The 22,606-nt window shown below is 72.4% G+C and carries 22 protein-coding genes; 7 read left to right on the forward strand and 15 right to left on the reverse strand.

Features of this window, described 5'->3' with window-relative positions:
* Positions 1 to 116: 116 nt before the first annotated feature.
* Both ESZ52_RS18550 and ESZ52_RS18555 read right to left on the reverse strand, forming a co-directional pair.
* A complete protein-coding gene (locus tag ESZ52_RS18550) occupies positions 117 to 491 on the reverse strand; it encodes a hypothetical protein (protein WP_131106238.1) in 375 nt (124 codons plus the stop codon).
* Positions 488 to 847, reverse strand: a complete 360-nt coding sequence (locus tag ESZ52_RS18555; RefSeq protein WP_181009853.1) for a virulence activator alpha C-terminal domain-containing protein — start codon at positions 845 to 847, stop codon at positions 488 to 490. Before ESZ52_RS18555 ends, ESZ52_RS18550 begins: the two co-directional genes overlap by 4 nt.
* An 86-nt stretch (positions 848 to 933) precedes the next feature.
* On the opposite strand from ESZ52_RS18555, the gene ESZ52_RS18560 reads away from it, so the two are divergent.
* On the forward strand, positions 934 to 3,030 hold the full coding sequence (locus ESZ52_RS18560) for a glycoside hydrolase family 3 protein (protein WP_131106240.1): 2,097 nt from the start codon (positions 934 to 936) through the stop codon (positions 3,028 to 3,030).
* Positions 3,031 to 3,091: 61 nt separating this feature from the next.
* Here ESZ52_RS18560 and ESZ52_RS18565 read toward each other — a convergent pair whose 3' ends face one another.
* From ESZ52_RS18565 to ESZ52_RS18580, 4 genes are all read right to left on the reverse strand, one after another.
* A complete protein-coding gene (locus tag ESZ52_RS18565; RefSeq protein WP_131106241.1) occupies positions 3,092 to 5,674 on the reverse strand; it encodes an ATP-binding protein in 2,583 nt (860 codons plus the stop codon).
* A gap of 115 nt (positions 5,675 to 5,789) precedes the next feature.
* The gene (locus ESZ52_RS18570) at positions 5,790 to 6,554 is read right to left on the reverse strand and encodes an SDR family NAD(P)-dependent oxidoreductase (RefSeq protein WP_131106242.1); all 765 of its coding nucleotides are present in this window, start codon (positions 6,552 to 6,554) and stop codon (positions 5,790 to 5,792) included.
* A gap of 139 nt (positions 6,555 to 6,693) precedes the next feature.
* The gene (locus tag ESZ52_RS18575; protein WP_131106243.1) at positions 6,694 to 7,410 is read right to left on the reverse strand and encodes a response regulator; all 717 of its coding nucleotides are present in this window, start codon (positions 7,408 to 7,410) and stop codon (positions 6,694 to 6,696) included.
* Positions 7,407 to 8,537, reverse strand: coding sequence for a sensor histidine kinase (locus ESZ52_RS18580; RefSeq protein ID WP_238154380.1), 1,131 nt, complete (start codon positions 8,535 to 8,537; stop codon positions 7,407 to 7,409). Before ESZ52_RS18580 ends, ESZ52_RS18575 begins: the two co-directional genes overlap by 4 nt.
* Before the next feature lie 111 nt (positions 8,538 to 8,648).
* Here ESZ52_RS18580 and ESZ52_RS18585 point away from each other — a divergent pair, with 111 nt between their 5' ends.
* Both ESZ52_RS18585 and ESZ52_RS18590 read left to right on the forward strand, forming a co-directional pair.
* Complete coding sequence (locus ESZ52_RS18585) at positions 8,649 to 9,407, forward strand: ABC transporter ATP-binding protein (RefSeq protein ID WP_131106244.1); 759 nt, start codon at positions 8,649 to 8,651, stop codon at positions 9,405 to 9,407.
* Complete coding sequence (locus tag ESZ52_RS18590; RefSeq protein WP_131106245.1) at positions 9,407 to 10,204, forward strand: ABC transporter permease; 798 nt, start codon at positions 9,407 to 9,409, stop codon at positions 10,202 to 10,204. Before ESZ52_RS18585 ends, ESZ52_RS18590 begins: the two co-directional genes overlap by 1 nt.
* Positions 10,205 to 10,279: 75 nt before the next feature.
* Here ESZ52_RS18590 and ESZ52_RS18595 read toward each other — a convergent pair whose 3' ends face one another.
* Positions 10,280 to 10,861, reverse strand: coding sequence for a GNAT family N-acetyltransferase (locus ESZ52_RS18595; RefSeq protein WP_131106246.1), 582 nt, complete (start codon positions 10,859 to 10,861; stop codon positions 10,280 to 10,282).
* Positions 10,858 to 11,676 carry a methyltransferase domain-containing protein gene (locus ESZ52_RS18600; RefSeq protein WP_238154381.1) on the reverse strand — a complete coding sequence of 273 codons (819 nt, stop codon included), beginning with the start codon at positions 11,674 to 11,676 and terminating at the stop codon, positions 10,858 to 10,860. Before ESZ52_RS18600 ends, ESZ52_RS18595 begins: the two co-directional genes overlap by 4 nt.
* 195 nt (positions 11,677 to 11,871) lie before the next feature.
* Between ESZ52_RS18600 and ESZ52_RS19950 the strand changes: the two genes are divergently transcribed.
* Positions 11,872 to 11,994: a hypothetical protein gene (locus ESZ52_RS19950; RefSeq protein WP_272948391.1), complete on the forward strand. Its 123-nt coding sequence runs from the start codon at positions 11,872 to 11,874 to the stop codon at positions 11,992 to 11,994.
* An 87-nt stretch (positions 11,995 to 12,081) separates the two neighbouring features.
* Here ESZ52_RS19950 and ESZ52_RS18605 read toward each other — a convergent pair whose 3' ends face one another.
* The 3 genes from ESZ52_RS18605 to ESZ52_RS18615 all read right to left on the reverse strand — a co-directional run bounded on the left by ESZ52_RS18605 (position 12,082) and on the right by ESZ52_RS18615 (position 16,159).
* Positions 12,082 to 14,259, reverse strand: a complete 2,178-nt coding sequence (locus ESZ52_RS18605; RefSeq protein ID WP_131106248.1) for a copper-translocating P-type ATPase — start codon at positions 14,257 to 14,259, stop codon at positions 12,082 to 12,084.
* Between the two features lie 42 nt (positions 14,260 to 14,301).
* Positions 14,302 to 14,874: an HAD family hydrolase gene (locus ESZ52_RS18610; RefSeq protein WP_131106249.1), complete on the reverse strand. Its 573-nt coding sequence runs from the start codon at positions 14,872 to 14,874 to the stop codon at positions 14,302 to 14,304.
* A 79-nt stretch (positions 14,875 to 14,953) separates the two neighbouring features.
* Positions 14,954 to 16,159, reverse strand: coding sequence for a S8 family peptidase (locus ESZ52_RS18615; RefSeq protein ID WP_131106250.1), 1,206 nt, complete (start codon positions 16,157 to 16,159; stop codon positions 14,954 to 14,956).
* A 345-nt stretch (positions 16,160 to 16,504) separates the two neighbouring features.
* Here ESZ52_RS18615 and ESZ52_RS18620 point away from each other — a divergent pair, with 345 nt between their 5' ends.
* Positions 16,505 to 17,086, forward strand: a complete 582-nt coding sequence (locus ESZ52_RS18620) for a GNAT family N-acetyltransferase (RefSeq protein ID WP_131106251.1) — start codon at positions 16,505 to 16,507, stop codon at positions 17,084 to 17,086.
* A gap of 8 nt (positions 17,087 to 17,094) precedes the next feature.
* Here the strand turns inward: ESZ52_RS18620 and ESZ52_RS18625 are convergent, their stop codons facing one another.
* The 4 genes from ESZ52_RS18625 to ESZ52_RS18640 form a co-directional block, all read right to left on the reverse strand.
* Positions 17,095 to 17,583 (reverse strand): hemerythrin domain-containing protein, encoded by a 489-nt coding sequence (locus ESZ52_RS18625; protein ID WP_131106252.1) that lies wholly within the window; start codon positions 17,581 to 17,583, stop codon positions 17,095 to 17,097.
* Between the two features lie 72 nt (positions 17,584 to 17,655).
* The gene (gene ctlX / locus ESZ52_RS18630) at positions 17,656 to 18,681 is read right to left on the reverse strand and encodes a citrulline utilization hydrolase CtlX (protein WP_131106253.1); all 1,026 of its coding nucleotides are present in this window, start codon (positions 18,679 to 18,681) and stop codon (positions 17,656 to 17,658) included.
* An 11-nt stretch (positions 18,682 to 18,692) separates the two neighbouring features.
* Positions 18,693 to 19,370, reverse strand: a complete 678-nt coding sequence (locus ESZ52_RS18635) for a class I SAM-dependent methyltransferase (RefSeq protein ID WP_131106254.1) — start codon at positions 19,368 to 19,370, stop codon at positions 18,693 to 18,695.
* A 72-nt stretch (positions 19,371 to 19,442) separates the two neighbouring features.
* Entirely contained in the window at positions 19,443 to 21,368 is a 1,926-nt protein-coding gene (locus ESZ52_RS18640) for a heavy metal translocating P-type ATPase (RefSeq protein ID WP_131106255.1), read from the reverse strand.
* 150 nt (positions 21,369 to 21,518) lie between these two features.
* Between ESZ52_RS18640 and ESZ52_RS18645 the strand changes: the two genes are divergently transcribed.
* Together ESZ52_RS18645 and ESZ52_RS18650 are read left to right on the forward strand one after the other, a co-directional pair.
* Positions 21,519 to 21,995 carry a cupin domain-containing protein gene (locus ESZ52_RS18645; protein WP_131106256.1) on the forward strand — a complete coding sequence of 159 codons (477 nt, stop codon included), beginning with the start codon at positions 21,519 to 21,521 and terminating at the stop codon, positions 21,993 to 21,995.
* 102 nt (positions 21,996 to 22,097) lie between these two features.
* Positions 22,098 to 22,535, forward strand: coding sequence for an MmcQ/YjbR family DNA-binding protein (locus tag ESZ52_RS18650; protein WP_131106257.1), 438 nt, complete (start codon positions 22,098 to 22,100; stop codon positions 22,533 to 22,535).
* Positions 22,536 to 22,606: the final 71 nt, after the last annotated feature.

The following is a 22,606-nucleotide window of genomic DNA, read 5'->3' on the forward strand; positions in this document are numbered from 1 at the left end:
TCCGGCGTGGGTGGGGCCGATGCCCGCGGATCCGGTCGCCGCGCGCCTGCTCGACAGACCGTTCCCCCTCACCGGCCAGATGATACGGATCGCTCTGCCGCGACGAGGAGGCAAGGTCAGAGCAGAAGTGCGAGGAGGAACGCGCCGTAGGCGGCGAGCGCGGCCCACGCCAACCCGTCCCGCAGGTCCTTGGGTGCCCCGGCGGCCACGGCCAGCCCCACCGCGCTGAGCAGCGCCCACGACAGCGGGTGACCCAGCCGGATCGCCGCCGACTGCAGGCCGTCGGTCGTCGAGGCCTTCTCCGGGACGACCACGACCCACAGGGCGGTCATCCCCGCCGCGGCCACGGCCCCCACGAGCCCGAGCGTCCGCCGCCGCGACCTCCATCGCGCGCCACCAGCCGGGCCCGTCGTGCCGGTCGTCCTGCGGGACGCGTTGCTTGTCCTCCCCCTGGTCACCGCGTTGATCCTGGGCATGGTCGGGCGGGTCATGACGTCTCCTGGAGGTATGCGGTGGTGTCGGCGTTCCAGCGCAGGCCGGCGTCGACGAGGGCCTGGCCGTGGCGGACCGTGATGAGCCAGTACGGCTGGTCCGGCGAGTCCTCGGCGAGGAGGATGCGCTCGATCTCCCGGTAGCGCTCACGCGCGGCGGTGAGATGGTCCCGATGACGACGCAGGTGCTCCACCAGGACGCCGGGGTCGGCGTGGCGGCCGAAGAACAGCTGCAGGAGCAGCTCGTTGCGGTCAGGAGAGAGCGACTCGGCCTCGGTGGCCAGCCAGGCCCGGAGCGCCGTCCGGCCCTCGTCAGTCAGCTCGAAGGGCCGCGACCGGCCACCGTCAGGGCTCACCCGCCGGACCAGAGTCTCCCGATCCGCCGAGCGGTGCCCCGCCCTCTGGGCCCCTAGTGTGGGAGCACGCCGACGAAGGAGTGGTCATGGAGCAGCCGCAGCTCGAGGTCCGCAGCAAGGAGCTCGTCGAGGTCGGGGGGCTGCGGTTCAAGGACCTGAACGGCAACGGGGTGCTGGACCCCTACGAGGACTGGCGGCTCTCGCCGAAGGAGCGGGCGGCCGACCTGGTGGGACGGATGACCACCCAGGAGAAGGTCGGCTTCATGCTCATCAACAGCCGCTTCACCGGCTACCAGACCGACGAGGGCGATCCCACGTCGCACGACGGGGTGCTGGACGAGCGCATCATCGAGGGCGGCACGAGCATCTTCGCCACCCGCAAGGTCTACGGCACGACCCAGACGATCGAGCAGATGCACCTGCGGCGGTTCATCCTTCGGGAGAACGAGCCGCCGAGCAGGATCGCGGCCTGGGTCAACGCCATGAACGAGGTCGCCGAGGGCACCCGGCTCGGGATCCCGGTGCTGGTCACCTCCAACTCCCGCAACGAGAACGGCGAGATGGTCTTCGGGATGAACGACGCCGTCGGCATCTTCAGCACCTTCCCGGCCACCATGGGCATCGCCGCCGCCGTGCTCGGCGACCAGGCCGACGGCGGGGACGCCTCGCTGGTCGACGGGTTCGCCCGGGCCGTGCGCCAGGAGTGGGTCGCGACCGGGCTGCGCAAGGGCTACATGTACATGGCGGACGTCGTCACCGACCCGCGCTGGCAGCGGACCTACGGCACCTTCGGCGAGAGCCCGGAGCTGGTCGCCGAGATCATCACCCGCATCGTCGACGGCCTGCAGGGGGACCAGCTGGGGCCGGACTCCCTCTCCACCACCATCAAGCACTTCCCCGGCGGCGGGCCGCGCGAGAACGGCTTCGACCCGCACTACAAGGAGGGCAAGTGGAACTGCTACCCCACCCCGGGGAGCCTGGAGACCTACCACCTGCCGCCGTTCGAGGCCGTCGCCGCCAAGGCTGCCTCGTTCATGCCCTACTACTCCGCGCCGTCGGTGCAGCGCAGCGTCTACCAGACCTTCCGCGACGAGGAGGTCTTCTACGAGGAGACCGGTTTCGCCTTCAACCACTACTTCCTGCAGCACGTGCTGCGCGACCGGCTCGGCTTCACCGGCTACGTCAACTCCGACTCCGGCATCACCGACAACATGTGCTGGGGGGTCGAGGAGCTGGACCGTCCCTCGCGCTTCGCCAAGGCGATCATGTCCGGCACCGATCTCATCGCGGACACCAACAACATCGAGGACCTCCAGGCCGCGATCGACCAGGGCAAGGTGAGCATGGCGCGCGTCGACGAGGCGTGCCGCCGCCTGGCGGTGGAGATGTTCGCCCTGGGGCTCTTCGACGGGCAGACCTATGTCGACGCCGAGGCGGCGGAGGCGAAGGTGCGGTCGTCGCCGGGCTGGGAGCTCGCGGCACAGACGCACCGCAAGTCGGTGGTGGTGCTGAAGAACTCCGGCGGCACGCTGCCCCTGAGGGAGGGGACCACGGCCTACCTCGAGGTGTTCCACAAGAGCACCGACCAGGCGGCGCTGAAGACCACCCAGGCGCGCGAGCAGGTCGCGGCCGGCGGAGCGCTGGAGCTCGTCGACGACCCCGCCGCCGCCGACGTGCTCGTCCTCCTGCTCGACCCGCAGTCCGGTGACTACTTCAACGCCACGCCCGGCCTGCTGGAGCTGACCCTGTGCGAGGACAAGCCGCTGCGCTCGATCGCCGGGGAGCCCTACACCGAGACGACGCTCAGCGAGGTGCAGCGCTTCCGCGACCTGGCCACGTCGGCGCGCGAGCGCGGGGCCAAGGTCGTGGTCTCGGTCAACATCACGCTGCCGTGGGTCCTCGACGACGTCGAGCCGCTGGCCGACGCGGTCGTCGCCCACTTCTCCACCTTCTACGACGCCCAGGCCGACGTGCTGACCGGCCGGTCACCGGCCCACGGCAAGCTGCCCATCACCCTGCCCGCGAGCGAGGCGGTCATCGCGGTCGACGGGGAGGGCGTCTGCGTCTCCCCCAACGACGTGCCGGGCTACGCCAAGCAGGACCACCTGCCGGAGGGTATGCGGTACGCCTACGTGGACGCGGACGGCAACGCGTGGGAGCTGGGTCACGGCCTGCGCTACTGAGACGCACCGACCGTGAGCCGTCGTGCCAGCCGGCGCGGCACCCGAAGGGCCGCGGATCGGTTCACGGTGACGTGTCCGCCCCGCTGGTAGTCCAGATGACCGGGGTGGTGGGGTGGTAGGCGCACCAGGTGCCGGTCCTGACCGAGGAGCGGAGGTGCTCGGTCAGCCGGGGACAGTCGGTTCCGATCCGCTCGATCGCATCCCGCACGGTGCGGGTCACGTTGATCCGCGCCCGCTCGGCGTCGGACTTGTCCACCCGCAGCCGTCCGCCCAGCCCGGTGGCGCGGGCGAGCTCGGCGACCAGCGCGTCCCGCTCGTCCTGGGCGGTGCGCAGCCGGGTCTCGTCGCCGTCCTCGGTCGCCTCATCGATGTCTGCGTCCAGCGCGCCGAGCCGCGCGCGGTACGCCGCTACGGCCTGCCGGTCCAGCAGGGGCCCGGCGTCCCCGCCGGCGGGCTCTGCACCGTCGACCAGACCTGCCAGGGTGGTCGCGCGGACCGGCTGCTCGGGCCGGGTCAGGAGCGTGTGCAGGTGCCGCAGCCCCTTGGAGTCGGCCAGCACGGTGGACTCGTCCCCCAGCCGGACGACCCACCCGGTGCCCTGCCTGCGCAGGGTGGCGGTCTCCGGCCCGGCGTCAAGGAGCTCCAGCTCCCGAGCGCAGGCGAGCACGGTCTGCTGGTCCTGCATCTGCGCGGCTGCGGCGTGACCCTGCTGCGCGTAGGTGCGGGCGGTGTCCGCGTCGCCGAGGGCGCGCGACACCCGGGCCAGCGCGAGCAGGGACAGCGGCAGCGACCCGTGCGCGTAGCCGAGCCGGATGGCACCCAGGTTGCGCCGTAGTTCGAGCCCACGCGCGTAGTGGTCCCGGGCGGTCTCGTGGTCGCCGCGCCGCTCGGCCAGCTCACCCAGACTGTTGTGGCCGATCATCAGCTCCAGCCGACTGCCGTGCTCGCTCTGGATCTGGACCATCTCTCGGTAGTGCCGCTCGGCGGTCTCGGGCTCCCCCGCGCACTGATGGGCGAAGCCGACGTTCCACTCCGCGAACGCCAGGCCCCACGGGTCGGGGTAGCGGGCGATCAGGTCGCGACCCCGTCCTGTCAGGGTCACCGCCAGCTCTGTCTCGCCGGCGAAGCCGTGCGCCTCGCCGAGCAGGCAGAGCAGGTAGCCGAGGATCGGCGTCTCTCCCGGTTCTGCGCGCGGACCGCCGAGGAGGTCGACTGCCTCGCGGCAGTAGGTCGCCGCGGTCAGCCAGTCGTCGCCGTCGTGTGCCCAGAGGAACGCCATACCGAACAACGCGGCCCCCCGCAGCTCGACCGGTGCCGCCTCGCCCACCGTGTCCAGCGCGGAGCGCAGCCAGTCGAAGCCCTCCCGGTGCTGACCGCGGGTCCACCAGTACAGCGGCAGGTTCGCCGCCGCGGCGAGACCCTGCACCGCGAGGTCCCCGTCCGCGTCGCCGCGTCGAAGGGCCTGCGCGAGGGCCACCCGCAGGTTGGGTTCGTCGCTGATGAGCCCTTCGAGCCAGTCCCGCTCAGGGCCGCTCTTGAACCCCTCGCCTGCTCGGATCGCCGCCGTGAGGTAGTGCTCGGCATGCTTGCGGCGAATCTGCGCCTGTGCCTGCTCGTCGTCCCACCGTTCGCTGGCCCGCTGGCGGACGGTCTCCAGGAGCCGGTAGCGGTCGTGCCGGTGCTCGCGCACCACCAGCGACGTCTCCACCAGCTCGCTGAGTGCGTCGTCCCACTCGCCGATCGCGCCGGTGGTTCCGAGGACTGCGTCGACCGCCGCGATGTCGAAGCTGCCGGTGAAGACCGACAGTCCACGCAGCAGCGCCCGCGCCTGCTCGGAGAGCAGCTGCTCGCTCCAGTCGTAGACGGCCTCGATCGTGCGCACCCTGCCCGAGCCGTCGAGATGCTGCTGGCTCACCACGCCCAGGCCGGTCTCGAGCCGGGCGAGGAGCCGCGGGATGCCCAGGACGCTGGCCCTGCCGGCCGCGAGCTCTAGAGCCAGGGGCAACCCGTCGAGCCGACGGCACAGCTCGCCGACCGCGGACCACTGCCCGGTCGGCACGACGAAGCTGCGGTCCCGGCCACGGACTCGTTCGAGGAAGAGCGAGGCGCTCGGCGTGGCGGCCACCGCCTCGGGCGGGTCCTGCGGCCCGGGAAGGGCGAGGGGCAGGACGGGCAGCACCTGCTCCAGCGGTAGGCCAAGCGTGCGTCGGCTGGTGGTGAGCACGTGCAAGCACCCTTCGCGCCGCGGCTCCGCCAACAGGTGGGTCAGCACCTCCACAACTTCCTCGACCAGGTGCTCGCAGTTGTCGACGACCAGCAGCGCCCGACGTGGGCGCAACCACCTGGCCAGCGCCTCGGCCCGGTCTCCACCGCCGGTGCGGGGCAGCTCGACGGCCGAGGAGACCGCGTCGAGCACGGCACCGGCCCGCACCTCGGCGAGCCGGACCATCAGGACGCCGTCGGGGAACACGGGCTCGGCATGGGCTGCCACGGCCTCGGCGAGGGACGACTTGCCGACCCCGCCGGGTCCGGCCAGGGTCACGAGCGGGTGGGACACCACCAGCTCGGTGAGCTCGGTGAGCTCGGCCTCGCGACCATGGAGGTGGCGCAGCTCAGAGCCGCCGCCGAGGGCCTGGTGCTGCACCGCTGGTCACCCTTCCTCGTCGCGTCGCGACCTGGGTCTTCAGTCCCTGAGATCTTCTCAGACCCGGCGACCACGGGGGTGGTATGCGGAGGAGGTCTCGCCTCCTCCGGGGCAGCTACTCGACCAGCGTCGCGACAGGCCCGGCGTCGACGAGGTAGGCGTCACCGCTGCGGGCGGAGAGCCGGCCGTCGAGAAGGTCCAGCGCGACGTGCGCGACGTCCTCGACGGTCGCGAGCAGGCCGCTGGGGGCGAACCCCGCGGCGAAGTTGCCCTTGTCCTCCGGCGCCCCTCCGGTGAGACGGTCCACCATCGGTGTGTCGATCACCCAGGGGCACAGCGTGTACACGTCGATGCCCGCCTCTTCCAGGAGCGGCGCAGCGCTGCGGCCGGCGGCGACGACGCCAGCCTTCGCCGCGGCGTACGGCACCGCGATCGGCACCGGGAGTGCCGTTCCGACGAACGACGCGGTGTTGACGATCGCACCACCGCTGACCATCTGCTCCGACCCGTGCCGCAGTCCGGAGAGCACCCCCTTGAGGTTGATGTCGAGCTCGTGCCGCAGCGCGTCGTCGTTCCACCCCGACATCGGCCCGATCGGGCCCTCGACGCCGGCGTTGGAGAACCAGCAGTCGATCAGCCCGTCGCCCGCCGCCGTCCTGGCCAGCAGCTCCACCTCGGCGTCCACCGCCACGTCGGTGCGCACGAAGTGTCCCTGGCCCCCGCTCACGGTCACCTCGTGTGCGACCGACGCGCCCCGCTCCTCGTCGCGCCCGGCGACATACACCCGCGCGCCCTCCTTGCCCAGCAGGACGGCGATCGCGCGGCCGATGCCGCTCGTCCCGCCGGTCACGACCACGCTGCGGCCCTCAAAACGCTTCATCGCTGTCTCCTTCTCTGGTGACGGCCCTGCGCCGTCTCAACCCAGAGGCGTTCGGTGGGTGTTCGACCCGACCGAACATCCACCGAACGCCTCTCGGTGTCGCGGCCGCCAGCCGGCCGACCGCAAGGTGGAGCTCAGCTCAGCCCAGGATCCCCTCGTGCAGCGCCCGGAGCACGGCGTTGGTGCGGTCGCGGGCGTTGAGCTTGACCAGCACGGCGGACACATGGTTCTTCACCGTGCCCTCAGCCAGGTGGAGGGCACCGGCGATCTCCCGGTTGGTGTAACCCGCCGCCACCAGCCGCAGCACCTCCAGCTCGCGGGTGCTCAAGGGCTCGATCACCGCCTCGACCGGTGAGTGTGCCTCGGTCGGGGCAGGTCCGGAGCGCAGGGCCTGCAGGAGCCGCCCGGTGATGGACGGCGCGATCAAGGTGCCGCCCTCGGCCAGGGTGTGCACGCCGCGGGCGAGCTGCTCCAGGGTGACGTCCTTGAGCAGGTAGCCGCGGGCACCATGACGCAGGGCGTCCAGCACCAGGGTGTCGTCGTCGAAGGTGGTGAGCACGAGCACGGGCACCTCAAGGCCACGGTCCCGCAGCTCACGCAGCGTCCAGAGCCCGTCGTAACGGGGCATCCGCAGGTCGAGCAGCACCACGTCCGGGCGCTGCTCCCCGATCACCGCGAGCGCCTCCGCGCCGTCAGCGGCCTCGCCGACGACGCGGATCGACGCGAGGTCGAGCAGGGTCCGGATGCCCTGGCGCACCAGGGTCTGGTCGTCGACCACCACCACCCGGACCCGGTCCTCCGACGGCGCCGGCGGTGGCGTCGCCCCGGGGTCCGTCCCGACGTCCGCGCTCCTCATGTCGCCGGCACCCGCGCGGTCACCGCGAAACCGCCGGCACCGGGCCGCTGCCCGTCGAACCGCACCTCGCCGCCCAGCGCCTCGAACCGCTCGACCAGGCCCCGCAGCCCGTGGCCCGGCTCCACGCGCGCCGCCCCACGACCGTCGTCCCGGGTCTGCAACACCGTGCACCCTTCCCGGTCCGGCGCCACCCTCACCGTCAGAGTGCGGGCCTCCGCGTGCCGCAGGGTGTTGGTGACGATCTCCTGGACCGCGCGGACCAGCACGGCCGACTCCTCCTCCCCCACCTCGACGTCGTCCGCCACCTGCAGGCTCACCTCCAGGCCAGGTATGTCGCGCACCACCTGCTCCAGCGCGCCGCGCAGGTCGGCGGGTCGGGTGCGCAGCTCGTCGACCGCCGTCCGCACCTCGCCCAGCAGCTCCCGGGCCAACGACCCGGCCCGTACGACGTGCGCCCGCGCCTCCTGCCCCTCTCGGTGGCGGGCAGCCTCGAGCTCCAGGCTCAGCACCGTCAGCGAGTGGCCGACCGTGTCGTGCAGGTCGCGGGAGATCCGCAGCCGCTCCGCGGTCCGCGCCGACTCCTCCAGCAGGGCGGTGGCCGCCCGGAGCTCGACGTGGGCCTGCGTCAGCTCACGCCGCAGCCGCTGCTCGCGCACCAGGCTGAGCACGGACAGCGCCGAGATGATCTGCAGGAAGAGGTAGAGCGCAGCCGCGGTCACGACCTCCCACCAGGCATCATCGCCACCGGTCCAGGTCCAGGCCAGGACGAGCAGGGCGGTGTTCAGCCCGACGATGACTAGCACCACCCCGAACGGCACCAGGTAGACCGCCAGGGCGGCCACGACGACCAGCAGGATCGACAGGAAGCCGGACGGCGCACTGGCGACCAGCACCCAGGACCCGACCATGGCGACCCCCAGCGCGGCTCGGCTGAGCACCGGGGGGCTGCTCGGCTCCGACTGCAGCGCCGCGACCACCAGCGCCACCACCGTCACGGCATACGTGACTGACCACCAGAGGCGGGGCAGCTCGGTGTCGACCGCACCGGCCAGGACGGGCAGGCCGAGCGCGAGGAGCACGGCGAGCATGCCCATGCCCGCCCAGACCTCGGCGTCCACCTTGCGCATGGCACCACCCTAGGGCGGCCAGCTCGGACCGGGCGGGTGCCAGAAGTCATGCCGTGAGCTGGTGACGATCGGCACGCGCGCGAGGTGCCCCGGTTTCCATACCGTCGAACCATGACGAGCACAGAGAACCGGGCTCCCGCCGTGGCGGTCGAGCAGGTGCGCAAGCGCTACCGCTCGACCCAGGCCGTGGACGGGATCAGCATGACCGTCGCCCCGGGCGAGACGGTCGGGATCCTCGGGGCCAACGGCGCCGGCAAGACCACCCTGGTCGAGATGATCGCCGGCCTGCGCACCCCGGACAGCGGCTCGATCGAGGTCCTCGGGCTGCACCCGACCCGCGACCGGGCCCGGCTGCGGCAGGTCCTGGGGGTGCAGCTGCAGAGCGCCTACCTGCACCACGCCCTGACCGCCCGGGAGCTGGTCGAGCTCTACCGCAGCTTCTACCCCCACCCGCGGGGCACGGAGGAGACGCTCGACCTGGTCGAGCTGGGCCGGCACCGGGACACCCAGTTCGAGAAGCTCTCCGGTGGTCAGCAGCAGCGGCTCTCCGTGGCGCTGGCCCTGGTCGGTCGGCCCCGGATGGTGATCCTCGACGAGCTGACCACCGGGATGGACCCCCGTGCCCGGAGACGGATGTGGAGGGCGATCGAGGCCCTGCAGACCGACGGCGTGACGATCCTCATGGTCAGCCACGCCATGGACGAGGTGGAGCGGCTGTGCGACCGCGTGCTGCTCCTGCAGGACGGGCAGGTGCTCGCGCAGGGCACGCCCGCCGAGGTCATCGCGCAGGCGCAGGCGGCGAGCCTCGAGGACGCCTTCGTCGCACTGACCGGGACCACGATCGAGGACCTGCAGATGGAGGAGCTGTGATGACCACCGATATCCACGACACCGGCGGCTCCCCGCCGATCGAGGCCCGGCGGCCCGGGCCGCACGCCTGGCGCATGCTGGTGCAGTCCGAGGCCAAGATGGTCGTCCGGGACACCGCCGGCCTCATCGTCCCGCTCGGCCTGCCCCTGCTGATCCTGGTGATGAGCGCCTCGGCCGCCTCCGAGCACTCCGTGGGGATCCAGGGCCTGACCGGGCTGGAGGCCTACGTGCTGCCGCTCGTCTTCGCCGTGGTGATCGCCTCCATCGGGATCATCAACATGCCGAGCTTCCTGGCCTACTACCGTCGCACCGGCATCCTGCGCCGGCTCGGGGTGACGCCCGCCTCGCCCGTGATGGTGCTCGCGGCGCAGGTGCTGGTCAGCCAGGCGCAGGCGCTGCTCGGGATGGGGCTGGCGCTCGCCGTCGCCATGCTGGGCTTCGGCGCCCGGCTGCCCGACGCGCCGTTCACGGTGCTGGGGATCGGCCTGCTCGGCATCGCGGCGATGTATGCCGTGGGCCTCGTCGTCGCCGCGGTCGCCCCCACCCCCAACTCGGCGGTGGCGATCGGCCTGGTCGCCTTCTTCGCCATCGGTGCCGTCGGCGGGTTGTTCGGCGGCCAGGACGCGCTGCCGGACCGGCTGGCCACGGTCGGGGAGCACCTGCCCTTCGGGGCGACGGTGCAGGCGCTGGGCGCGGCCTGGGTCGGTGCGGACGTCGAGCCTTCGCACCTGGTCGCCCTCGGGGTCAGCGTCGTGGTCGGGAGCGTGCTGGGCACGGCGTTCTTCCGCTGGGACTGAGCGAGGCTGACCCCACCGGGCCATCGAATGCTGCAGCTGTGCCCGCCGGGAGCGCAGATCGCGTGCACCAACGCGTCACTCGGTGGGTAGCACCATGACGAGGACGTCGGGGCCCTCTTCGCCCACGACCGAGGTGAGCCACGGCGGACGGATCGCCAGCACGTCGCGCCAGCCGCCGGACAGGTAGAGGTGGCGCGCCCCGGCGTGGTGGGGGAGCACCTCCAGGCAGGGCCGGTGACCGGCTGCCCGCGCGTCCGCGACGATCGCGTCGAGCAGCGACCTGCCGACGCCGTGGCCACGGGCGCGCTCGGCGGTGAACAGCGAGCTGACGTAGGACAGGTCCTCGACCGCGCACCCATGGGCCCGAGCGCACGCCTCGTTCATCCGCGCGGAGTCCGGGAACCCGTGCGCCGGTCCGGTGCGGGCCACGTGACCGACCACGTCGCCGTCGATCTCCGCGACGTAGGCGCCGAGGGCGTCCTCGGCGTGCAGGAAGACGTCGGTGCTGACCGGCAGCGGGTCGCGGAAGGGGTAGCGGGTGCGCGGCTGCTGCTCCAGCAGGTCCGTGCCCAGGCCAGGCAGGTCGCTGGGACGCCGCCGCCGGACGGTCGGTGCCGCGGCGGGTGGCGGCGTTGCGGGTGGTCTCGCTGCCGTCATGCGGGCTTGTGCGCCACGGCGAAGATGCGGCGGAAGGGCAGGACGACGCCATACCCCTCGTCCGGGTAGGCCTCCCTCAGCCGCCGCCTGAACTCCGCCTCGAACTCCTCCCGCAGGCCGTCCGGCAGCGCCTGCAGGGTCGGCCGGGCGCCGGTGCCGGAGACCCAGGTGAAGACCGGGTCGGGGTCGCCGGCGCGGGCACCGGGCAGCACGTGCAGGTAGGTGGTCTCCCACGCGTCGACCGTGCAGCCCTGTTCCTGCAGCACGCGCAGGTAGACCTCGGGGTCGTGCGAGGACGGCACGGCCACACCCTGGGTATGCGGCGCGAACCGCGGCTCGCCGGCCAGGTCGCGGCGGATCGTGTGGCTGGGCTCGTCGAAGTTGCCGGGGACCTGCATCGCGAACCAGCCGCCCGGGGCGACCCGGTCGAGGAGGGCGGGGAGCAGGTCGAGGTGGCCCGGCACCCACTGCAGGGCTGCGTTGCTGACCAGGACGTCGACAAGGCCACCGTCACCGTCGGCGTCAGCCGTGGCCCACGCGGCGATGTCGGCCACCTGGGCGTCGATGCCCTCGACCTGGCGGGCCTGCTCGACCATCTGCGGGCTGGAGTCCAGGCCCAGGACGGAGGCCTGGGGCCAGCGCCGGGCGAGCAGCCGGGTCAGGCTGCCCGGTCCGCAGCCCAGGTCGACGACCCGACGAGGAGCGTCGGCTCCCACCCGCGCGAGCAGCTCGACGAACGGTCGACCTCGCTCGTCGGCGTAGGAGAGGTAGCGCTCGGGGTCCCACTGGTGGCCTGCACTGCTCGTCGGCGTCACGCGGGCCACGCTAGCCCGGACCTCCCACTTTGACGCGAGCCGGGACCGCTGCCACGTTCGGGTCCGTTCGGGTTCGTTCGGAGTCGTGGTCGCGGGGGCGCGGCCGGCCCAGAGTGGGACCTGCTCACCTTTCATCCGGCGCAGGTGCGGCCGGCGGCGACGCCCCGCGGCACCTGTGAACCACAAGGAGGAACCATGAAGAGGACGACAGCCGTCATCACGCTGGTGCTGGGGATGTTCCTGGTCGGTGCCCCGCAGGCCACCGCAGCCGTGCAGATCGGGTGCCACCCGACGATGGGCTGGTGCTACCTGAAGTGACCGGCGGCGCTGCAGCCCAGCGGCCGGGCCCGATCCTGCGACACCAGGATCGGGCCCGGTGCATCGCCCCGACTCGGACCCGGGTGGTCAGCGGTCGCCGACGACCGCCTCGGGCCGCAGGTCGACGCGGCGCAGGAGCTGGGCGTTGAGGGCGACCACCACGGTCGAGACCGACATCAGGATCGCGCCGACGCTCATCGGAAGCACGAAGCCGACCGGGGCCAGCACGCCCGCCGCGAGCGGCACCGCGAGGATGTTGTAGCCGGCAGCCCACCACAGGTTCTGCGTCATCTTGCGGTAGGAGGCGTGCGAGAGCTCGACGACCGACAGCACCGCGCGCGGGTCGGAGGAGGCCAGGATGACCCCGGCCGAGCCGATCGCGACGTCGGTGCCGGCCCCGATCGCGATGCCGACATCGGCCTGGGCCAGGGCGGGGGCGTCATTGACGCCGTCGCCGACCATGGCGACCTTGTGGCCCTCCTGCTGGAGCTCGACCACCTTGGCAGCCTTGTCCTCCGGCCGGACGCCGGCGAAGACCCGGTCGATGCCCAGTTCGGCGCCGACCGCGTGGGCCACCGCCTGCGCGTCACCGGTGACCATGGCGACCTCGATCCCGGCCCCGTGCAGGGCGTCCACGGTCGCGCGGGACTCGGGCCGGACCTCGTCGGCGAGCCGCAACGCGCCGATCACGGCACCGTCGGCCAGGACGTGCAGGATGATCGCGCCCTCCGCCCGCCACGCCTCGGCGACCGGCAGCTCGGGCAGGTGGTGCTCCTGGAGCAGGTACGGACCGCCCACCGCGATCCGCATACCCCTCACCTGCGCCTGCACGCCCACTGCCGGGGAGGAGGAGAAGTCAGAGGCAGACGGTATGTCGAGCTCCTGCGCCAGGGTGGCGCCGACGATCGCGCGGGCCAGCGGGTGCTCGCTGTCGGTCTCCGCGGCCGCGGCCAGGGCGAGCACCTCGTCCGCCGGGCGCCCGCCGGTCGGCTCGACGGCGATGACGGCCGGCTCACCCTTGGTGAGGGTGCCGGTCTTGTCGAAGAGCACGACGTCGACGGTGCGCATCGACTCCAGCGCGAGGCGGTCCTTGACCAGGACCCCGGCCCGGGCGGCGCGCTCGGTGGCGATCGACACGACCAGCGGGATGGCCAGGCCCAGCGCGTGCGGGCAGGCGATGACCAGGACGGTGACCGTGCGCACGATCGCGGACTCGGGCGTGCCCAGCAGCAGCCACACGGCGGCGGTGACCGCCGCCGCGCCCAGGGCGTACCAGAACAGCCAGCCCGCGGCGCGGTCCGCGACCCGCTGGGCCCGGGAGGAGGAGGACTGGGCCTCGTCGACGAGGCGCTGGATGCCGGCCAGGGTGGTGTCCTCCCCGGTGGCGGTGACCTCCACCCGCAGGCCGGAGTCGGTGGCGACGGTGCCGGCGACGACCTGGTCGTCCACGCCCCTGCGCACGGTGCGCGACTCTCCGGTGATCATCGACTCGTCCATGCTCGCCGAGCCGTCGACGATCCGGCCATCGGCCGGGACGGAGCCCCCGGGCCGGACGAGGACGACGTCGCCGTCCTGGAGCGCGTCGGGCGCGACGACGACGATCTGGTCACCGTCGACCTTCTCCACCTCGTCGGGCAGCAGGGCGGCCAGCGAGTCCAGCGCGGAGGTGGTCCGGGCCAGGGAGCGCATCTCGATCCAGTGCCCGAGCAGCATGATGACGACCAGCAGCGCCAGCTCCCACCAGAAGTTGAGCTCGTGGCTGAGCAGGCCGAGGCTGGAGCCGAGGGAGGCGACGAAGGCGACGGTGATGCCCAGCGAGATGAGGAGCATCATCCCGGGCTGGCGCGCCCGGATCTCCGACCGCGCACCGGTCAGGAAGGGCTGACCTCCCCAGAGGTAGATGACGGTGCCGAGCACCGGGGAGATCCACCGGACCCAGGCCGCGTCCGGCAGCGAGTAGCCGAGCAGGTGGGCGAACATCCCGTTGAACGCCACCACCGGCACCGCCAGCACGAGCATGATCCAGAACAGACGGCGGAACTGGCCGACGTGGTCGCCGTGGTCGTGGCCCGCGTGACCTCCGTGCGCCTCGTGGCCCGCGTGGTGGTGGCCCCCGTGCCCGTGGTCCTCTCGCGCCTCGTGGCCGTCGTGGCCGTCGTGGCCGTCGTGGCCGTCGTGGCCCTCGTGGGCCGGGGGAGCGTCGTGCCGGTGGGTCCCGTGGGCGTGCTGGGGACCCGGATGCTGACGGTGCTGGGGGTTGGCCATTCCTCTAATATACCCCCTGGGGGTATATGCCGCAAGGAGCGATCAGGACACCGACGCGTAGCCGCGGCCGGGGCGGCCAGGGCGGTCGGTGAGGAGTGAGCGGTCGGTGAGGTCGAGGGCGGCGGTCACCGCGTCCGTCAGGCTGGCCGCCAGCACGTCCGGCCAGGCGTCGGCGAGGTCGGGTGCCGAGGAGCGTCCGTAGACGACCGCCACCGTGCGCAGCTGGGCCTTGCGGCCCATGGTGACGGCGTCGGGCGAGTCACCGATGACCGCGACCCGGCTGCGGCACTCCTCCCAGCGGAGCAGGTTGAGCGCGCGGTGAGCCGGCAGGGGCGACGGCAGCCAGCGGGCCATGCCGGAGCGGGTCACGACGGCCTGGACGTAGGGCGCGAGCCCGGCCGCCCGCAGCAGCTCCTCGGCCCATCCGGCCGGCAGGGTCGTGAGGGCGGCGCAGCCGACGCGGTAGCCGGCGAGCCGCCGCAGCTGAGCCGGCACGCCGGGGCGGACCGCCCGGCCGATCTCGTGCGGCCCGAGCAGGTCGCGGGTCAGCGTGGTGTCGAGCAGGACACCGTCGAGGTCCAGCAGGACTGCGCGCGACCAGCGGTGGTCGGTCATCTCCCGTGCACCTTCCGTGAAACGGCGCTCGGCCGCCGGCCCGCGAGGGGCCGACGACCGAGGGCGTGGTGGGACCGGGTCACAGACCCCCGGTGTAGAGCAACCGGTTGGGAGATCCGGTGCCGATGCCGCTGAGCCGGCCAGTGGTGGCCTGGTTGGTCAGGGCAGACCGCACCTGCGCCGGGCTGGCGTTGACGTTGCGCTGCAGGTAGAGCGCCGCAGCGCCGGCCACGTGCGGAGACGCCATCGAGGTGCCCGAGATGGTGTTGGTCGCCGAGCTGCTCGTGTGCCAGGCCGAGGTGATGCTGGACCCGGGGGCGAAGATGTTGACGCAGGAGCCGAAGTTGCTGAAGCTCGACCGGGCGTCGCTGCTCGTCGTCGAGCCGACGGTGTAGGCGCTGCTGGCCCGGGCCGGGGAGACGTTGCAGGCGTTCTGCGACTCGTTGCCGGCCGCCACCACCACGGTCACGCCGGCGTTGGTCATCCGCGCCACCGCCTGGTCGACGGCGGTCGAGGCGCCACCGCCCAGGCTCATGTTGGCCACGCGCGGGTTGGCCCGCGACTGCCCGGCCACCCAGTCCATCCCGGCGATGATGCCGGCGTTGGTACCTCGACCGGCGCAGTCCAGCACCCGCACGGGCACCAGCGTGGTGCCCTTGGCGACGCCGTAGCTGCTCCCGCCGACCGTCCCGGCGACGTGCGTGCCGTGCCCGTTGCAGTCGTTCGTGCCGCGGCCGTCGTTGATCGCGGTGGCCCCGGCAGCGAGCCGGCCGGAGAACTCGTTGTGCGGGGAGATGCCGGTGTCGATGATGTAGCTCCTCACCCCGGCGCCCGTGCTGTTGTAGACATAGGTCCCGTTCAGCGGCAGCGCACGCTGGTCGACCCGGTCCAGACCCCAGGTCGCGTTGGTCTGCGTCGCCGACAGGGAGACCTCCTGGTCGGCCTCGATGTAGGCGACGTCCGGGTTGGCGCGCAGCTCGGACAGCTGCCTGGGTGCGAGCTCGGCGGCATACCCGCCGAGCGTGGTGTAGGTCTGGGTGACCTTGGCCCCCAGACCTCGGGCGACCTGGGCCTGGGCCTCGGCCGCTTCGGCGATCGAGGCGGTGCTGCGCGAGGACGTCTCCAGCATGACGATGTAGGACCCCTCGACCGTGTCTCCGCTGACATAGAGGGGTGCCAGGTCGGCCTTGTCGGACGTCAACGAGGCCGTGGCCGGCAGGCCGGTGCCCAGAGCCAGGGCGGCGGTGCCCAGGAGGCTCAGAGCGGTGCGTCGGGTGTGCTTCATACTCACTCCTTGCAGGGGGGACGCGGGGGACTCCGCGATGGCTAGGAAGACTGGCCCACGCGGGCACCACCTGGGTAGACCCAGAAGTCGGTTCCGGGCCGATCCTTGACAAACTCTGACTGCTGGTTTGCCCACCCTTGACCGGCTGTTCGCGTGTCGTTCACCTGTGCGGCGTGTCGCTCGCTCTCCCGCACGCGTGCCTCACTCTCGTGGCGTCTCTGCTGCACGCCCTGCCCTGCCTGGCGGTGCCTTCCCGTGCCTTCCCGTGCCTTGCCCGTGCCTGTTCCCGCTGTCCACCACCCTCGAACGGTCGCCCGCGGCAGGCCGTCGCACTATGGTCGGGCCATGTACGACATACGCCCCGTCCGGGCCAGCGAGTGGCGCGAGTCCCGGGACCTGCAGCTGCGGGCCCTGCAGGACGAGGACGCCGCGGTCGCCTTCTTCGAGACCTACGACGAGGCGTTGGTCAAGCCGGAGGGCGAGTGGCGCAACTGGGCCAAGATCGCCGGCTCGGACGCCGACGGAACCCCCTTCATCCGGGACTTCGTGGCGGTCACGCTCTTCGGGGAGTGGGTGGCGACCAGCACCCTGCTCATCCGGATGGCAGGAGACCCGGAGCTCGGCGGGGAGACGGTCGAGACCGACCGGGGCGACTTCATGGGGGTCTGGATCGACCCTTATCACCGGGGACAGGGGCTGTTCGCCCGCCTCGTCGATGAGGGTATGTCGTGGCTCGCCGACAACGGTGTCCCGCACTCGGCGTTGTGGGTGCACGAGGAGAACGGCCGCGCGCGACGCGCCTTCGAGGGCGTCGGTTTCGAGCGGACCGGGCTGCGCAGGATCGAGAGCAAGGGCCCGGAGATCCAGCTGGCTCGCCCGGTCCGGCCGGGGTCGTCGGCGGGACTCGGCGGGGCCGCCGGGGGGTAGCGACGACGTCACCACAGCGGCCCGAGCACCTCGACAGGGTCGGCCTGCAGCGACAGGTCGTCCAGCACGCTGAGCAGCGTCCGCACCTCGTAGCGGAAGTGGCTCTCCATGATCGCCTCGATGCCTTCCAGGTGCCGGTCGAGCTCGGCGGGCGGGGCCGCCTTCCCGACCGCCTCCGCCAGGGCCGTGAGGAGGTAGCCGATCATCGAGTGGTCCTGCTCAAGCCGGTCCAACGTCGGGCGCAGCTGCGGGTGGGCAGCGGCGAGGGCGGGGAAGAGCGTGTGGTCCTCACCCTCGTGGTGACCGTTCAACGCCGCGCAGAAGCCGTGGCAGAAGAGCAGCAGGTCACGGGTTGCGGACGCGGGGGCCACCCCCTCGCCCACCTGAGCGCGGGTCAGTGCGAGGGCCTCGCGCAGCCGCCCGTGCACCGCCCGGAGCTCCTTGCCCCAGGCGACGAGCCGGGCTCCCCCACCTTCGCCGTGGCTGCTGGGCGGCATACCCCCCACCCTAGCGAGTCGGACCCGGTCGACGCGGGTCTGCGCTGCCCGCCTCGCGTGCGGCGCCCCGGATCAGCCGTCCTCAGCGCGGTCCCGGCCGTCTGCGGTGTGCGGGTGCTCGTCGATCGCCTCGACCGCGGCGGAGAAGTCCGGCTCCGCCGCCGGGCGACGGTCCAGGTGGATGCCGGCGATCATGCAGCGCACCGACCCGCCGGCGAGCTCGATGGTGGGGATGTCGACCGCGAGGATCTCGCAAGACTCCTCGATGGCCGCGACCTGCTCCTCCCTCAAGCTCCGGCGGGCTCGCTCGGACATCGCCATGACATAGCGCCGCCTGCCCTCCGGTGTCCGCCCGCACAGCTCCACGGCGTTGCCGGCGAACTCGCGCACCTGCTCCTCGGTGAGCTCGACGACCCGGCGGCCGTTGACCGACAGCCGGGCGCGGACCTCCTCGCGGCGCTGCTCGTCACGGATCATCCCGAGGGCGAAGAGGGCGACGTCCGTGCCGACGCAGGCCATCACGTTGGTGTGGTAGACCGGCACGCCTGCGGAGTCCACCGCGTCGAAGGCCATCGGCTCGTAGCCGAAGTCGGTGCAGAAGCGTTCCAGGACATGGGAGTCCATGCGGTGGCTGCGCGCGGCATAGGCCACCCGTGAGACGTGGTCGAGCACCATCGCGCCGGTGCCCTCGAGGAAGACACCGTCCGGCTCCAGGCCGGAGTAGTCCATGATCGTCTGCACGCGGTAGGTGGACTTGAGCATCTCCAGCACATCGGCGCGACGCTCGTGGCGACGGTTGGAGGCGTACATGGGGTAGACGCCGACGTAGCCGCCGGCGTGGGTGGACAGCCAGTTGTTCGGGAAGACGCTGTCGGGGCGGGTGTGGTCCTCGTCCTCGAAGACGTGCACGGTCACGCCGGCTCGGCGCAGCGCCTCGGCGAGGGCGTCCATCTCGGCCAGGGCCGCAGCAGCGGTGTCGTCGAAGGACTGCCCGGTGGGGATGTCGGCCTGGAAGGCGTTGTCCGCGGCGGTCTCGGGGTTAGGGGCGAACCGCAGGGCGCGGATGAGGATCACGGAGGTAGGGGCCTGGGCACTCACGTGGGCGCAATCTAGCCCATCCCCTCAGGCGTGACGGCACGCACCATCTCCAGGACACCGGCGGCACGCCGGTGGCTGTCCGTCACCTCCAGCCCGGCGGCTGCCAGCAGCGTGCGCGGGCGTCGGCTGAAGTGCTCCCCCTGCAGCGGCACCGTGGCGACGTCCAGCAACCGCTGCCCCAGCCGCAGCGGCCAGGCTGTCGACCGGACGTGGTCCGCCAGCAGCAGCTGGCCACCGGGACGCAGCACCCGGGCGATCTGGGCCAGCGCCAGCGGCACGTCGGGCACGCAGCACAGGACGTAGGTGGCGACCACGGAGTCGAAGGAGCCGTCCTCGAACGGCAGGTCTCCCACGTCGGCGGCGAGGAGCCGGACCGGTCGGACCAGGCTCAGCTCCGGACCGGGGGAGGACGCCCGGTCCGATCTGGACGCGGGGCCGGCCTCCGACAGCTTGCGCCGCGTCTCCTCGAGCATCCTGGCGCTGGGGTCGATGGCGGTGAGATCGACGTCCGGTCCGTAGTGCGCGAGGTTGGCGCCGGTGCCGACGCCGACCTCGAGGGTCGCGCCGGTGGCACGGGCGCCGACCCAGGTGCGCCCGTGCGAGAGGAGACGCCGCTCCAACCAGGCGGTGCGAGCGTCATACCGGGGCGCGTGCCGGTCCCAGACCTCGCTGCGGGTCCTCCCGGTCATCGGTTCGCTCCTGCCGTTGTCGCTTCTGCCGTTGCGCTCCTGCCGCTCCGGCCCTGACTGCCGCCGTCGACCTCACCCGACCATCGTGGCACCTGGCCGGGTGGCTGCGGAAGGCCTCGCGCCCACGGTGGGTGGCAGCAGGAGCTCCGGGTGGCTGGTGCGGCCGGTGAGCGCGCGGAGTGCGTAGACGATGACGACCAGGTCCACCACCTCCTGGGTCAGCGCGCCCCAGACCGCCGGGATGTGGCCGAACGCCGCGACCACCATCAGGCCGACGCTGAGGGCGACCCCGATCCAGATCGAAGTCAGCGCGACCCGGTAGGTGTCCCGACCGATGTCGACGGCCTGGACGACCTTGCCGATGTCGTCACGCATGATCACCACGTCCGCGCTCTCGCTCGCCGCGGTCGAGCCGCGGGCGCCCATCGCGATGCCGACGTCGGCGGCCGCCAGGACCGGTGCGTCGTTGACGCCGTCACCGACCATGACGACCGGTGCAGGGAGGTCGTCGATGAGCCGGACCTTGTCCTCGGGCAGCAGCTGGGCGTGGACGACGTGGATGCCCGCCGCCTGGGCCAGTGCCCGGGCCGTGGCCTCGTTGTCGCCGGTGAGCATGGCGATGTTCTCGACCCCGCCCTCGCGCAGCACCCGCACGGTGTCGGCGGAGTTGGGCCGGAGCACGTCGCGCAGCACCATGGTGCCCACGAAACGGCCGTCGACCGACACGGCGACGGCGGTCTGGCCCGGGCCGAGCGGCTCGAGGTAGGACGCGGGGTCCACCTCGCGGATGAAGGCCAGCTTGCCGACGCGCACCTGCCGGCCCTCCACGATCGCGCTCACGCCCTGGGTGGCGACCTCGGTCGCGTCCACGGCAGGAGACAGGGCCAGCCCCCGCGCCTCGGCCGCCCGAATGACCCCGCCGGCCAGCACGTGCGAGGAGAACTGCTCGGCCGAGGCCGCCAGGCGGAGCAGCTCGTCCTCGTCGACGTCGCTGGGGCGGTCAGCCCCACGAGCCAGGTGGATCTGCAGCAGCTCGGGGTTGCCGGTGGACAGGGTGCCGGTCTTGTCGAAGGCGATCGACCGCGCACGGGCCAGCGCCTCCAGGGTCGCGCCGCCCTTGACGATGACACCCGACCGGGCGGAGCGGCTCATCCCGCCCATGAACGCGACTGGAGCGGCGATGAGCAGGGGGCACGGGGTGGCCAGCACCAGCACCTCGGCGAACCGCGTCGGGTCACCGGACAGGTACCAGGCGGTGCCCGCGATGAGCAGGGAGACGATGGTGAAGGGGACGGCGAAGCGGTCGGCGACCCGCACGGTCGGCGCCCTGGCCTCCTCCGCCTGGCTCACCAGGGTGAGGATGCGCTGGTACTGCGAGTCCGCCGCCGTGGCGACCGCCCGGATCCGGACCGCGCGGGTGCCGTTGACCGCCCCGCTGAGCACGCCGTCCCCGGGCTCCCGGGTGACCGGCAGGCTCTCCCCGGTCAGGGAGGCCTCGTCGAAGGACGCCGGCCCGTCCAGGAGGAGGCCGTCGACGGGCACCACCTCGGCGGGCCGGACCAGCAGCACGTCACCGACCCGCACGGCTCCCACGTCGACGTCCTCGAGGCGCTCCTCGTCCATGATCCGCCGGGCCCGGCTCGGGGCCCGGTCCAGCAGCGCCGTGAGCTCAGACCGGGCGCGCCCGGCGGCAAAGACCTCCAGCGCCTCCCCGCCGCTGAGCATGAGCACGATGATGAGCGAGGCGACATACTCCCCGACCGCCAGCGTGGCCACCATGGCGACGACCGCCAGGATGTCCAGGCCGTAATGACCACGGCGGATGTCCCGGACCATGTCCACCGCGGTGACGAGCACGACGATGCTGACGTAGACGGTCGCGGTCGTCCGGGCGGCCGGCCCTTCCCCCAGGCCGAGCAGGGCCAGCACCACGACACCCACGACGAGCGTCACCGCCACGACGGGGTAGCTGCGCACAAAGCCCACGCACCGGCCCATACCCCCTTGATAGCGGGTATGCCGTCCCGCTTCCAGGGAGGCAAGGCTGCCCTTGGTGCAGGTCGCCGAGGGCCACGGGTCGCACCGCGACGGCCGGTAGGAGATGCTTGGGTGACCCCGAACGTCCGACGAGCACGAGGAGCGTCACTCATGTCCGTGACCGACAACGGCCCCCGCCCCAACGCCTTCAACATCGAGGCGGAGACCCGCGCCAACACGACCTACCGCACCGTCGCGTGGACGGGCAAGTACCTGCAGGTGACGTTGATGTCGATCCCGGCCGGCGAGTCCATCGGGCTGGAGGTGCACCCGGAGACCGACCAGTTCCTGCGTCTTGACGCCGGGAAGGGCCGGTGCGTCATGGGCCCGGCCGAGGACGACCTCACCTTCGAGCAGGAGGTCACCGACGGCTGGTCGATCCAGGTGCCGGCCGGGATGTGGCACGACGTGATCAACACGGGCGATGAGCCATTGCAGATCTACGCGATCTACGCCCCGGTGCACCACGCCGCCGGTGTCGTGCACGAGACCGCTGAGGACTCCGAGCGCGACGAGGAGTCCGGTGAGGACGAGCCGCCGAGCTGGACCGTCCAGCCGGGCGACGGGGAGCCGGACCAGACGGCCTGAGCCGCTTGCCGCGCGCACGCGCGGGCTGACCGGCTCGGCCTGACCCGCTCGGCCTGACCCGATCGCCACCTGCTCGCCCCCTGGCCGCGGCATACTCGGTGGATGACGGAAGGTACGGCCCCGCCCTGGGCCGTCGACGCCGAGCGGTGCCTGGAGCGCGTGCGCGAGATCTGCCTGTCCTTCCCCGGCGCTGCCGAGAAGGTGTCGCACGGTGCCCCGACCTTCTACACCCGCAAGGTGTTCGCGGTGTTCGGCGGCTCGCTCAAGGGTGACCACTACGCGCCCGTCGCGCGCAACGCGCTGCTCTTCCTGCCCGATGCATCCGAGCGAGAGGCGCTGGTCCAGGAGGACGCCTACTTCATCCCCGCCTACTTCGGGCCGGCCGGGTGGCTGGGGCTCAGCTTCCACCGTCTCGGCGGTGCCGACCGCGTCGACTGGGTCGAGGTGGCCGAGCTCGTCGAGATGTCCTACCGGCTGACCGCGTCGGCCAGCCTCGTGCGCGAGCTGGAGGGTCGCGGCGGGTCGTCCTCGGGTCGATAGGCATGAGAGGCCGCGGCAGTTGGTGAGGTGCGGGAGCCCTTCATGCTCGGTGACTCGCGGGGTCGACTCCG

It is taken from the genome of Ornithinimicrobium sufpigmenti (assembly GCF_004322775.1).
GTDB classification, from domain to species: Bacteria; Actinomycetota; Actinomycetes; order Actinomycetales; family Dermatophilaceae; genus Ornithinicoccus; species Ornithinicoccus sufpigmenti.

Coding starts and splice junctions, on each gene's coding strand:
- ESZ52_RS18645 (WP_131106256.1), top strand. CDS start 21,519: ATGTCCGTGACCGACAACGGCCCCCGCCCCAACGCCTTCAACATCGAG.
- ESZ52_RS18595 (WP_131106246.1), bottom strand. CDS start 10,861: ATGACGGCAGCGAGACCACCCGCAACGCCGCCACCCGCCGCGGCACCG.
- ESZ52_RS18625 (WP_131106252.1), bottom strand. CDS start 17,583: ATGCCGCCCAGCAGCCACGGCGAAGGTGGGGGAGCCCGGCTCGTCGCC.
- ESZ52_RS18650 (WP_131106257.1), top strand. CDS start 22,098: ATGACGGAAGGTACGGCCCCGCCCTGGGCCGTCGACGCCGAGCGGTGC.
- ESZ52_RS18560 (WP_131106240.1), top strand. CDS start 934: ATGGAGCAGCCGCAGCTCGAGGTCCGCAGCAAGGAGCTCGTCGAGGTC.
- ESZ52_RS18615 (WP_131106250.1), bottom strand. CDS start 16,159: ATGAAGCACACCCGACGCACCGCTCTGAGCCTCCTGGGCACCGCCGCC.
- ESZ52_RS18590 (WP_131106245.1), top strand. CDS start 9,407: ATGACCACCGATATCCACGACACCGGCGGCTCCCCGCCGATCGAGGCC.
- ESZ52_RS18580 (WP_238154380.1), bottom strand. CDS start 8,537: ATGCGCAAGGTGGACGCCGAGGTCTGGGCGGGCATGGGCATGCTCGCC.
- ESZ52_RS18585 (WP_131106244.1), top strand. CDS start 8,649: ATGACGAGCACAGAGAACCGGGCTCCCGCCGTGGCGGTCGAGCAGGTG.
- ESZ52_RS18570 (WP_131106242.1), bottom strand. CDS start 6,554: ATGAAGCGTTTTGAGGGCCGCAGCGTGGTCGTGACCGGCGGGACGAGC.
- ESZ52_RS18640 (WP_131106255.1), bottom strand. CDS start 21,368: ATGGGCCGGTGCGTGGGCTTTGTGCGCAGCTACCCCGTCGTGGCGGTG.
- ESZ52_RS18575 (WP_131106243.1), bottom strand. CDS start 7,410: ATGAGGAGCGCGGACGTCGGGACGGACCCCGGGGCGACGCCACCGCCG.
- ESZ52_RS18610 (WP_131106249.1), bottom strand. CDS start 14,874: ATGACCGACCACCGCTGGTCGCGCGCAGTCCTGCTGGACCTCGACGGT.
- ESZ52_RS18635 (WP_131106254.1), bottom strand. CDS start 19,370: ATGACCGGGAGGACCCGCAGCGAGGTCTGGGACCGGCACGCGCCCCGG.
- ESZ52_RS18620 (WP_131106251.1), top strand. CDS start 16,505: ATGTACGACATACGCCCCGTCCGGGCCAGCGAGTGGCGCGAGTCCCGG.
- ESZ52_RS18605 (WP_131106248.1), bottom strand. CDS start 14,259: ATGGCCAACCCCCAGCACCGTCAGCATCCGGGTCCCCAGCACGCCCAC.
- ESZ52_RS18550 (WP_131106238.1), bottom strand. CDS start 491: ATGACCCGCCCGACCATGCCCAGGATCAACGCGGTGACCAGGGGGAGG.
- ESZ52_RS19950 (WP_272948391.1), top strand. CDS start 11,872: ATGAAGAGGACGACAGCCGTCATCACGCTGGTGCTGGGGATGTTCCTG.